Genomic DNA, 10818 nt, shown 5'->3' with positions numbered 1-10818 from the left:
GGTGGTACTCGTGGGATGGCTGACGGTTCATCTGGTGCCCCCGGCGGAGGGCTGGGGCGCGCCGCCGACGGGCGTCCCGGACACGGCGTGCACGGCGGCCGGGTCGAGGTCGAACAGTTCGCGCAGGGCCTCCGCGTAGGAGGCGCCTCCGGGCTCGGCGGCCAGCTGCTTCACCCGGACGGTCGGGGCGTGCAGCAGCTTGTCGACGACGCGGCGGACGGTCTGGCCGATCTCGGCGCGGGAGCGGTCGTCCAGGTCGGGCAGCCGGGCCTCCAGTCGGCCGAGCTCGGCGGCGACCACGTCGGAGGCCATCGAGCGCAGCGCGACCACGGTCGGCGCGATCCGGGCGGCCCGCTGGGCGGCACCGAAGGCCGTCACCTCGTCGGCGACGATCCGGGTGACCTGGTCGACGTCACCGGCGCCGGGGGTGGCGGCGTGCGCGTGGGAGAGGCTCTCCAGGTCGACCAGCAGGGCGCCGTCCAGCTCGTGGACGGCGTGGTCGACGTCGCGCGGCATGGCCAGGTCGAGCAGGGCGAGCGGGCCCCGGTCGGCCGGGCGCAGGGCGACGGCGGCCGCCACGTCCTCGGCCTTGACCACCACACCGGCCGCGCCGGTGCAGGAGATCACCAGGTCCACGTCGGCCAGCGCCTCCGGCACCTTGGCGAGGTCCAGGGTGCGGGCGACGTCCGGGCCGAGGATCTCGACCAGTCGCTCGGCGCGGGCGGCCGTCCGGTTGGCGATCAGCAGGTCGGTCACGCCGGAGCGGACCAGGGTGGCGGCGGCCAGCGAGCTCATCGAGCCGGCGCCGACCACCAGCGCGCGCTTGCCGGCGATCTCGCCCGCGCCCGCCGCGACCTGCTCCAGGCCGAAGGTGACCAGCGACTGGCCGGCCTTGTCGATCCCGGTCTCGCTGTGCGCCCGCTTGCCGACCCGCAGCGCCTGCTGGAACAGCTCGTTCAGGTCGCGCCCGGCGGTGTGCTCCTCCTGGGCCTTGGCCAGGGCGTCGCGCAGCTGGCCGAGGATCTGGCCCTCGCCGACCACCATCGAGTCCAGGCCGCAGGCCACCGAGAAGAGGTGGTGGACGGCGCGGTCCTCGTAGTGGACGTACAGGTGGGAGGTCAGCTCCTCCAGGTCCACCCCGCTGTGGTGGGCGAGCAGCAGCGACAGCTCGGCGACGCCGGCGTGGAACTTGTCCACGTCCGCGTACAGCTCGATCCGGTTGCAGGTGTTCAGCAGCGCGGCCTCGGCGACGGTCGCGGTGGCGGCCGCGTCGTGCAGCAGCCGGGTCGGCACGTCGCCGGTCAGCGCGGCGCGCTCCAGCACCCCGACCGGGGCGGTGCGATGGCTCAGCCCTACGACGAGAAGGCTCATGCCCGCCCCCCACAGCTCTCGGTGTTCATGCGGGCATCACCGCGGAGAGATCCCCGTCGCCGCCCTTGGCGGCCTTTCCCTTGCCCTGCTCGGCCTGGTCCTTGGCCGTCGACTCGGCGGTGCCGCGGCCCTTGCCGGTGCCGCCGGCCGCACGCCGCAGCTTGGCGGCGGCGGCGCGGACCGGGCCGGGAGCGCGGTCGAGCACCGACTCGGCGCGGTCGTCCGGCTCCTCGCCGGCCTTGCGCTGCTCGTGGAAGGCCAGGATCTGCAGCTCGATGGAGAGGTCCACCTTGCGCACGTCCACGCCGTCCGGGACGGTCAGCACGGTCGGGGCGAAGTTCAGGATGCTGGTGACGCCCGCCTCGACCAGCCGGTCGCACACCTGCTGGGCGGCACCGGGCGGGGTGGTGATCACACCGATGGAGACGTGCTGGCTCTCGACGATCGACTCCAGCTCGTCCATGTGGCGCACCGGGAGCCCGGCCGCGCTGGTGCCGACCACGTTGGGGTCGGCGTCGAGCAGGGCGGCCACCCGGAAGCCTCGGGAGGCGAAGCCGCCGTAGTTGGCGAGGGCGTGGCCGAGGTTCCCGATGCCGACGATGACGACCGGCCAGTCCTGGGTCAGACCGAGCTCGCGGGAGATCTGGTAGACGAGGTACTCGACGTCGTAGCCGACGCCGCGGGTGCCGTAGGAGCCGAGGTAGGAGAAGTCCTTGCGGAGCTTGGCCGAGTTCACGCCGGCCGCGGCGGCCAGCTCCTCGGAGGAGACGGTCGGCACCGAGCGCTCGGAGAGCGCGGTGAGCGCCCGCAGGTAGAGGGGCAGGCGGGCGACGGTCGCCTCCGGGATGCCCCGGGCACGCGAGGGTCGGCGCGCGGCGCCCTGGTCGGGCGTCTGCGAACTGCTCTGTGGTGATCGGCCGATTGCCACGGTGCTCCTGTGGGTGAAGCTGGGCTTTGGCAGCCAGGCTATGCGTTTGTGAACGTGTGCACAAAGATGGTGTCCGATTTGTCCCCGCACAGTGATGCGCATCACGCCATCGAGCCCATAGCACCGGCGTGTGTCAGCACGACCTCCGGGGCCTGCGCATCGGGCAGCCAGGGGCCGTACGGCGCCTCCCGGCGCAGCAGCGGGACGGCCGCGCCGGACGGGCCGGAGCGGGCCGGCCCCAGCCGCGGCCAGGGCACCCGGGCCGCCTCGCGCAGCGGACCCGCCCAGTCGTCCGGCGGGCAGGACGGGGCACCCAGGCAGTGCCGCAGCAGCTCGGCCGTCACCCGGGCGTCGCCGAGTGCGGTGTGCGCCGGGTACCAGCCCAGGTCCGCCGCCTCCACGCAGGCCGCCAGGCCGTGGCTGCGGGCCTCCGGCAGGTGGGCGCGGGCCAGCCGCATCGTGCACAGCAGCGGGACGGGCGGCAGCGACACCCCGATCCGGGCGAACTCGCGGTCCAGGAATGCGTGGTCGCAGCTGACGTGATGGCCGACCAGCACCCGGCCGGCCAGCAGCTCCAGCAGCCGCGGGGCGATCTCGCGGAAGCGCGGGGCGCCGTCGACGTCGCACTGGCGTATCCGGTGCACATGGGTCGGGCCGACCGGGCCCAGCGGGTCCAGCAGGGTGGCGAACTCGCCCTCCGGGCGCAGCCGCTCGTCGAGCAGCACGACCGCGACCTCGACCACCCGGTGCCGCCACGGGCTGCGGCCGGTCGCCTCCACGTCCACCACCGCGAAGCCCCCGGCCCCGGGCGGGGCTTCGGGTGTGCCGGGGGGCGGACCGGGAAGCATGGCGGCACTCCTCGCGTGCTCAGCCCCCCACGGGCGCAAACGCGTTCGATCGTAAGCCGACCAAGGCACCCCGACCGGAGCCGAAACGGAGTGCGTTTGGCAACGATTCGGCGAAGCGCCCCCGCCGAGTGGCGGGGGCGGCGGCGCCCGCGCGCCGGGCCCTCAGCCGCCCAGGGCCGCGCGCAGCCGGCGCTCGTCGACCCGCCAGAAGTCGTGCTGACGGCCGTCGATCAGGGTGACCGGGATCTGCTCCCAGTAGCGGCGGTACAGCTCCTCGTCCTCGGTGATGTCCTTCTCCTCGAAGGACGCCCCCAGCTCGCGCGTCACCCTGACGATCACCTCGCGGGCCTCGTCGCACAGGTGGCAGCCGGGCTTGCCGACCAGGGTCACGGTCCGGTCCGCGGGCTCGGGGCTCTTACGTCGCAGCAGTGGGCTCACCGCCCCATTCTGCGCCCACGGGGCACCCGCCCCCGCGCGCGGTGGAGCTGTTCACCTCACGGGCACGGCACCGTCACGGCCGCTCCGCGCCCGGCTGGCTATGCTCGATGCCATGGCCGTGCTCCGAAGGCTCACCCAGGCAAGACGTTCCACCAGCGAGCGGAGCGCCCTGGCGGGCGAGGCCGCGGCCGCGGCCGCCGAGGCCGCGCTGCGGGCCGAGCCCGGAGCTGCGGACGCCCCCGTGACGGACGCGCCCACCACCGGGGACGCGCAGGCCCCGGCCAAGCCCGGGAAGGCGCCCAAGGCCCCGGCCGAGAACCACACCCCGGACCCGGACGACCCCCGCGCCGCCGCCTTCTTCGACTGCGACAACACCATCCTGCGCGGCGCCGCGATCTTCTACCTCGGCGTCGGCCTCTTCCGCCGCGGTTTCCTCACCCGCCGCGACATCGCCCGCTTCGCCTGGCAGCAGGCCTGGTTCCGGCTGCACGGCGCCGAGGACCCGGACCACATCTCGGACGCCCGGAACACCGCCCTCGGCATCGTCGCCGGCAAGCGCACCGCCGACCTGGAGGAGATCTGCGAGGAGATCTTCGAACCGGTCGTCGCGGACAAGATCTGGCCGGGCACCCGCGCGCTGGTCCAGATGCACCTGGACGCCGGCCAGCGGGTCTGGCTGGTGACCGCCGCCCCGCTGGAGGTGGCCCGGATCATCGCCCGGCGGCTCGGCATGACCGGTGCGCTCGGCACCGTCGCCGAGGCCCGGGACGGCCTCTACACCGGCGGGCTGGTCGGCGACATGCTGCACGGCCCGGCCAAGGCCGCCGCCGTCCGGGCGCTGGCCCGCCGCGAGCGCCTCGACCTCGACCGCTGCGCCGCGTACAGCGACTCGGCCAACGACATCCCGATGCTCTCGCTGGTCGGCCACCCGTACGTGGTGAACCCGGACGGCGCGCTGCGCCGCCACGCCCGGGCCCAGGGGTGGCGGGTGCGGGACTTCCGCACCGGGCGGAAGGCGGCCCGGGTGGGGCTGCCGGCGGCGGCCGCGGTCGGGGTGCTGGCGGGCGCGACGGCGGCCGCGGTGGCGCTGCACCGGCGACGCCGGCCGGCCTGAGACCCCCGCGGCACCCTGCGGCCGGAGCCGTCACACCGGCTCCCGCGGGGTCACCCGACGGGCTCGCCCGCGCGGGTGACCGGACGTCAACCAGGGCCCTGACCTGGCCGCTCGTACGGGCGAACTCCCCTTCGCCGCACCGCAGTCAAGGGCCGATGCGCGAACCTGCCAGCCGGTGACCGGTTCTGATCGTTCGCCAGACCGGGAAAGTCAGGGGTTGCGGAGTCCCAAGGCTGGGAAACCGCCCGCCAGACCGCCGAATTGGTCACCCTGAGCGCCTGTTCGATCACGTTGAGCCGGATGAACGCCGACAGCTCCGGTCAATGTCAGCCGAATATGCGCAACAAATGGATCCCAAACGACCACTTCGACCACACGGTGTAGCTGTCATTGCACAAAGCGTTATTCTCTCCTGGATGCACGTCCCCACGCGTCCCGCTCGAACGGACGCTTCGGGGAGTGCTCTCCGCGCAGGCGGAGGTGATCCGTCCACAGTTCTGCCTCTGGGAGTCCCGTGTACCCACCCGTCCGGAACGACGCGCCTGCACCCTCCCGCCCGTCGTCCGCGCCCCTGCGCCCCCGCACCGGCCACCGCGGCCGGCCCACCGCCGAGCGGCAGATCTCCACCGGCCTGGACCTGCTGCGCAGCCTGCTCCGCAGCCAGCTCGCCGCCTCGCTCCAACTCGTGCCCGCAGGCGGGCCGTTCGGCCACCCGCACGGACCCGGCCTGGCGCTGCGCACCACCGCCGCCGGCTCGACCGGCACCGGCTCGCGCGGCCGCACCGGCAGCGCCGGCGTCGGGCGCGGCCGCTCCCGGACCGCGACCGGCCCCGGCTACGAGACCGAGCACAACCCGATCATGGAGCTGGTCGAGCGGGCCCAGGCCGGCGAGAGCGAGGCCTTCGGCCGGCTCTACGACCACTACGCGGACACCGTCTACCGGTACATCTACTACCGGGTCGGCAGCCGGGCCACGGCCGAGGACCTCACCAGCGAGACGTTCCTGCGCGCGCTGCGCCGGATCGGCACCTTCACCTGGCAGGGCCGGGACTTCGGCGCCTGGCTGGTCACCATCGCCCGCAACCTGGTCGCCGACCACTTCAAGTCCAGCCGCTTCCGGCTGGAGGTCACCACCGGCGAGATGCTCGACTCCAACGAGTGCGAGCGCAGCCCGGAGGAGTCGGTGCTGGAGTCGCTCTCCAACGCCGCCCTGCTGGACGCGGTGCGCCGGCTCAACCCGCAGCAGCAGGAGTGCGTCACGCTGCGCTTCCTGCAGGGGCTCTCGGTCGCGGAGACGGCCCGGATCATGGGCAAGAACGAGGGCGCCATCAAGACCCTCCAGTACCGAGCCGTACGGACCCTGGCGCGGCTGCTGCCGCCCGACGCCAGGTGAGCCGACCGTGACTGCGGGGGACACAGCCGGAGGGCCGCCCGGCCGGCCGTCACCGTCCACGCCCGACCGACACGTCAGAGTGAACGGTCGGTCCGATGATCAGCCGTGCGTAACCGACCGCCCGCACCGATCGTTGGCCAGCGTGCAAGCCTCCACCAGGCGTACGGTCAAGCCGAATTGCGACCCGTCACCCGATGGAGTGGCTTTGGCCAGCCGGGGCAACCGTCCGGCGGGCCAGGGTGTCGACAACGACGAAGGGAGGTGTGGCCCGTGACGGCAAACGTGCTGGAGCACCGGCGGGCGAAGGCCTTCGCCGAGGCGCTGGAGGCCCACCGGACGGAGCAACGCGCTGCAACCGACGCGGAACCGGCCAACACCGCAGGCACCGGCCCCGGTTCGGCCGCGATGGCCGAACTGGTCGGCCTGACCGACGTGCTGGGAGCGCTGCCCGGGCCGGTGCTGGACCAGGAGGTCCGAACGGTCCAACGCGCCCAGCTGATGGCCGCGTTCGAGCAGGCCTTCGCCGGCGGGCCGGGCGCCGCGGTGCCCCGCCAGCGGCGCCACCGGGCGATCCGGTCGGCGCCGCGCGGCCGGTGGAGCCGTCGGTTCGCGATCGGCGGACTCGTCGCCGGGCTCGCCGTCGGCAGCCTGGCCGGTGCCGCCGCCGCGAGCACCGGCGCCGTGCCCGGGGACACGCTGTACGGGCTGAAGCGCGGCCTCGAAGGGCTGCGGCTCGACTTCGCCGGCTCCGACGCCGAGCGCGGTGAGCTACTGCTCGACAACGCCGCCGCCCGGCTCGGCGAGGCCAAGGTCCTGGTCGGCCGCACCGGCCCGGCGGGTGCGCTGAGCCCGGCCACCGTCGAGCAGGTCCGCCATGCCCTGGACGACATGCACGCCGACGCCCTCAAGGGCCGCGAGCTGCTGCGCTCGGTCTACCGCAGCAACGGCTCGCTCGACCCGATGCGCGCGCTGGCCGGCTTCGCCCACGACGAGGACGGGCGCTGGACCGAGCTGCAGGGCAAGCTGCCCGCGCAACTCACCCAGCAGGCCTCCCTGGTGAGCCAGCTCTTCGACGACATAAGCGAGGACGTCGCGCCCCTGCGTCTGGTCCAGCCCTCCGGCAAGAACGGTGGGTCGGCCGGCTCCGGAGCGGGCGGCGGATCGGCCGACCCGACGGGTGGTTCCCCCGCCGGTTCCCCGGCCGACGGCTCCGGCGCCACGCAGGGCGGCGGCCAGGCCCCGGGCGGCGGCGCCACCGGCGGCAACCGCCCCGGCGCCACCGACCATGCCCCGGCCGGGCCCGGTGCCGGCGCGACCGGCGGCAGCGGCGGCAAGGGCGCCGGCCTGCCGAGCACCCTGCCGACCAGCGCCCCGGAGGCCGTCAACGGGCTGGTCGGCGACCTCACCAACGGGCTCACCGGCGCCAAGCCCTCGCCGAGCGCCGACGCGGCCCCGCCGCAGGCGCCACAGCCGTCCGGCACCCCCGGTGTCCCGGACGAGGCCCGGCAGCAGGGCGTCGAGGTGCCCCCGCTCGTCCCGGGCCTGCTGCCCGGGCTGCGGATCCTCGGCGGCTGACCGGCGCGCGCAGCGGGCCCGGCGGAGTGCGATATCCGCCGGGCCCGCTCCGTGCTCCCGTACGGGAAGGGTCAGAAGAACACCGAGCGCCGCTGCACCAGCAGCTGGTAGAGCGTGTGCTGGATGGTCTCGCGCACCTCGTCGGCCAGGTCGAAGACCAGCATCGGGTCGTCCGCCGCCTCCGCCGGGTACCCGTCGGTGGCGATCGGCTCGCCGAAGCGGATCGTCCACTTGGTCGGCAGCGGCAGCACCCCGAGCGGGCCCAGCCAGGGGAAGGTCGGCGTGATCGGCACGTACGGCAGGCCCAGCAGCCGGGCCAGCGTCTTCACGTTGCCGATCATCGGGTAGGTCTCCTCCGCCCCGACGATCGAGCACGGCACGATCGGCACCCGCGCCCGCAGGGCCGAGGCCACGAAGCCGCCGCGGCCGAACCGCTGGAGCTTGTAGCGCTCGGAGAAGGGCTTGCCGATGCCCTTGAAGCCCTCCGGCCAGACCCCGACCACCTCGCCGCGCTCCAGCAGCGCCTGGGCGTCCTCGTTGCAGGCCAGGGTGTGGCCGGCCTTGCGGGCCAGCTCGTTGACGCCGGGCAGCACGAAGACCAGGTCGGCGGCGAGCATCCGCAGGTGCCGCCGGTTCGGGTGGTGGTCGTGGATGACCACCTGGGTCATCAGCGCGTCCAGCGGGATCGTCCCCGAGTGGTTGGCGACGATCAGCGCGCCGCCCTCGGCCGGGATGTTCTCCACGCCCTGGACGTCGATCCGGAAGTACTTCTCGGCCAGCGGGCGCAGCAGTGAGAGCAGCACCTCCTCGGTGAGCTCGCGGTCGAAGCCGAACTCGTCCACCTCGTAGTCCCCGGTGACCCGGCGGCGCAGGAAGGCCAGCCCCTCGGCGGCGCGGCCCTCCCACCCCTTGCCGAACAGCCGGGCGGCCGCCGGGCCGAGCGGCCCCGACAGCGCTCCGCCGACCGCCCCGGCGAGCCGGTCGGCCAGGCCGGGGCCCTCGGGGTCGGTCCAGCTGGGGGCGGACTCGATCGGGATGACCTTGGCCTCGCCCGACGCGTTCTTGGCTGCGGCACTCATCGCGGGTTCAGCTCCTCGGTCGGCGGGGGCGGTTCGGTACGGTGCCCGGGGCGGCGGGGTCGGCGGCCTCCGGGCCGAGCAGGGAGGTCAGCCGGTCGGCGACGGCGGCCAGTCGCTCGGGCGGCAGCAGGCCCGGGCCCAGGGCGGCGGCGAAGTCGGCGAAGGCCTCGGGGGTGGTGAAGGCCGGGCGGTAGCCGAAGGTCTCGCGCAGCCGCGTGGTGTCCACCACCCGCCCGTGGGTGAGCAGCCGCAGCTGCTCCGGCGAGACGTCCACCAGCCGGGTCTGCCGGGCCAGCACGGCCATCCAGCTGACCGCGGGCAGCAGCAGCGGCAGGGTGGGCCGGCCGAGCCGGCGGGCGCACTGGGAGAGCAGCAGGACGCCCTCCCCCGCCACGTTGAAGGTGCCGGTGTTGACGGTGCCCGGCTCGGGCTCGCCGGCGGCCCGGCAGAGCACCGCGACGGCGTCGTCCTCGTGGACGAACTGCAGCCTGGGGTCGTAGCCGAGGACGGTCGGCAGCACCGGCAGCGCGAAGTACTCGCTGAGCGGGGTGTCCGGGTTCGGGCCGACGATGTTGGCGAAGCGCAGCACCGTCACCGCGACGTCCGGGCGGCGCCGGGAGAAGCCGCGGACGTAGCCCTCGACCTCCGAGGCGTCCTTGGCGAAGCCTCCGCCGGGCGGGGTCTTCGGCTGGATCCGTTCGCTGAACACCGCCGGGTCGCGGGGGGCGGATCCGTACACGCCGGTGGTGGACTTCACCACCAGCCGGCGCACCCCGGGCGCCTTCTGGCAGGCGCCGAGCAGCTGCATGGTGCCGATGACGTTGGACTCCTTCACCGCGGAGCGGTTGGTGGAGCCCAGGCCGGTGGCGCTGACGCTGAGGTGCACGACGGTGTCCACCTGGTGCTCGGCGAGCACCCGGGACAGCGCAGGTCGGCGCAGGTCGAGCTGGTGGAAGCGGTACGGGGCGACCGGGCCGGGCGGCTCCTCGGCCGGCATCCGGGGCGGCTGCACGTCCACGCCGACGACCAGGTCCACGCCCGGACGGCGGCGGACCTCGGCGACGAAGCGGGCACCCAGATGGCGTGCCACGCCGGTGACGAGCACGACCACGCCCACGGTGCTGCACCCCATTCCCTCGACCCGAGCGGCCTTCGTGCACCGTACCGCGCCGCCCCGCCGGGCCGTGAAACGACACCGCCCGCCCGGGCCACGAGGGCCTGGGCGGGCGGTGGAACGCCTGAACCCCGCGAGGCGGGGCCTACCGGTTCTTCCTGCGCCGCTGGACGCGGGTGCGCGGGTGACCCCCGCAGAGGCGGGGCCGGGACGCAGGCTCAGGTATTACTTCTTGTTGCGACGCTGGACCCTGGTCCGCTTCAGAAGCTTGCGGTGCTTCTTCTTGGCCATACGCTTGCGACGCTTCTTGATGACAGAGCCCACGGAACAACCCTCGCTCACTGAGACTCTCGTCCGTGAGAGACGGAGTCCATACGACTGACGTGAGGGCCTAGCCTACCGTCCGCGCGGCCGGGGCTGTAAATCGCACTCCCGGCAACCGGGAAACTCGCGGGAAATCCGGGGCGAACGGAGCCGGATCCGCGGCTGCGGATCCGGCCCCGCCGACCCGGTGCTACGCGCTCTCAAGCCGCACGTAGGACTCCTTGAGGTACTCGTGCACCGCCTGCTGGGGCACCCGGAAGGACCGTCCGACCCGGATGGCCGGCAGCTCTCCGCTGTGCACCAGCCGGTACACCGTCATCTTGGACACCCGCATGACCGCAGCGACCTCCGCCACGGTCAGGAAGACGACTTCCTGCAGGGGACGCTCCACGGAACTCATGACCATCACCCGACCCTTACCCGTGTGCAAGGCACCGGCTTCCCCTCCGGTGACTCCACCGGCACACGTGTATCCCCAGAGTAGTTATGGGTGGTACCAGTGGGAAGAGGGGAGGTGCAGTCCTCGTACGGTGAGAGATAGGACTGTTGCAGTACGTAGCCGATCGGCGGATCGCACCGCCCGGCGTACGCACGGGCCGGCCGGTGCCGCACGGGCGCCGGGCCGGGGCGGCGG

The 10818-nt window shown here is 74.0% G+C and carries 11 protein-coding genes; 3 read left to right on the top strand and 8 right to left on the bottom strand.

From position 1 onward, the window contains the following. Positions 1-27: 27 nt before the first annotated feature. The 4 genes from ABTY56_RS08605 to ABTY56_RS08590 all read right to left on the bottom strand — a co-directional run bounded on the left by ABTY56_RS08605 (position 28) and on the right by ABTY56_RS08590 (position 3585). On the bottom strand, positions 28-1371 hold the full coding sequence (locus tag ABTY56_RS08605) for a glutamyl-tRNA reductase (protein ID WP_350627617.1): 1344 nt from the start codon (positions 1369-1371) through the stop codon (positions 28-30). 25 nt (positions 1372-1396) lie between these two features. After that, entirely contained in the window at positions 1397-2293 is an 897-nt protein-coding gene (locus ABTY56_RS08600; protein WP_350627714.1) for a redox-sensing transcriptional repressor Rex, read from the bottom strand. A 107-nt stretch (positions 2294-2400) separates the two neighbouring features. After that, on the bottom strand, positions 2401-3147 hold the full coding sequence (locus ABTY56_RS08595; RefSeq protein ID WP_350627616.1) for a 3'-5' exonuclease: 747 nt from the start codon (positions 3145-3147) through the stop codon (positions 2401-2403). Between the two features lie 162 nt (positions 3148-3309). Continuing rightward, positions 3310-3585, bottom strand: a complete 276-nt coding sequence (locus ABTY56_RS08590) for a glutaredoxin family protein (protein WP_350627615.1) — start codon at positions 3583-3585, stop codon at positions 3310-3312. 112 nt (positions 3586-3697) lie between these two features. On the opposite strand from ABTY56_RS08590, the gene ABTY56_RS08585 reads away from it, so the two are divergent. From ABTY56_RS08585 to ABTY56_RS08575, 3 genes are all read left to right on the top strand, one after another. Next, positions 3698-4699, top strand: coding sequence for an HAD family hydrolase (locus ABTY56_RS08585; protein ID WP_350627614.1), 1002 nt, complete (start codon positions 3698-3700; stop codon positions 4697-4699). Between the two features lie 619 nt (positions 4700-5318). Continuing rightward, positions 5319-6092 (top strand): ECF subfamily RNA polymerase sigma factor, BldN family, encoded by a 774-nt coding sequence (locus ABTY56_RS08580; protein WP_502893058.1) that lies wholly within the window; start codon positions 5319-5321, stop codon positions 6090-6092. Between the two features lie 270 nt (positions 6093-6362). Next, entirely contained in the window at positions 6363-7667 is a 1305-nt protein-coding gene (locus tag ABTY56_RS08575) for a DUF5667 domain-containing protein (protein ID WP_350627613.1), read from the top strand. Between the two features lie 71 nt (positions 7668-7738). Here the strand turns inward: ABTY56_RS08575 and ABTY56_RS08570 are convergent, their stop codons facing one another. From ABTY56_RS08570 to ABTY56_RS08555, 4 genes are all read right to left on the bottom strand, one after another. Continuing rightward, positions 7739-8746 carry a lysophospholipid acyltransferase family protein gene (locus ABTY56_RS08570; RefSeq protein ID WP_350627612.1) on the bottom strand — a complete coding sequence of 336 codons (1008 nt, stop codon included), beginning with the start codon at positions 8744-8746 and terminating at the stop codon, positions 7739-7741. Between the two features lie 7 nt (positions 8747-8753). Next, positions 8754-9863 (bottom strand): NAD-dependent epimerase/dehydratase family protein, encoded by a 1110-nt coding sequence (locus ABTY56_RS08565; protein WP_350627712.1) that lies wholly within the window; start codon positions 9861-9863, stop codon positions 8754-8756. A 222-nt stretch (positions 9864-10085) separates the two neighbouring features. Then, on the bottom strand, positions 10086-10184 hold the full coding sequence (locus tag ABTY56_RS08560; RefSeq protein WP_003948845.1) for a 30S ribosomal protein bS22: 99 nt from the start codon (positions 10182-10184) through the stop codon (positions 10086-10088). Between the two features lie 190 nt (positions 10185-10374). Further along, positions 10375-10584, bottom strand: a complete 210-nt coding sequence (locus ABTY56_RS08555) for a helix-turn-helix domain-containing protein (RefSeq protein WP_045699258.1) — start codon at positions 10582-10584, stop codon at positions 10375-10377. Positions 10585-10818 lie beyond the last annotated feature (234 nt).

Origin of the sequence: Kitasatospora sp. NPDC097691 (assembly GCF_040302665.1) — a bacterium.
In the GTDB taxonomy this organism is placed as follows: Bacteria; Actinomycetota; Actinomycetes; order Streptomycetales; family Streptomycetaceae; genus Kitasatospora.
Note: the sequence above shows the minus strand (reverse complement) of the source record. Positions and strands in the feature narration are given on the sequence as shown.

Excerpts from the sequence above, each read along its gene's own strand:
- ABTY56_RS08570 (WP_350627612.1), bottom strand. The coding sequence starts at position 8,746 with ATGAGTGCCGCAGCCAAGAACGCGTCGGGCGAGGCCAAGGTCATCCCG.
- ABTY56_RS08605 (WP_350627617.1), bottom strand. The coding sequence starts at position 1,371 with ATGAGCCTTCTCGTCGTAGGGCTGAGCCATCGCACCGCCCCGGTCGGG.
- ABTY56_RS08595 (WP_350627616.1), bottom strand. The coding sequence starts at position 3,147 with ATGCTTCCCGGTCCGCCCCCCGGCACACCCGAAGCCCCGCCCGGGGCC.
- ABTY56_RS08585 (WP_350627614.1), top strand. The coding sequence starts at position 3,698 with ATGGCCGTGCTCCGAAGGCTCACCCAGGCAAGACGTTCCACCAGCGAG.
- ABTY56_RS08555 (WP_045699258.1), bottom strand. The coding sequence starts at position 10,584 with ATGAGTTCCGTGGAGCGTCCCCTGCAGGAAGTCGTCTTCCTGACCGTG.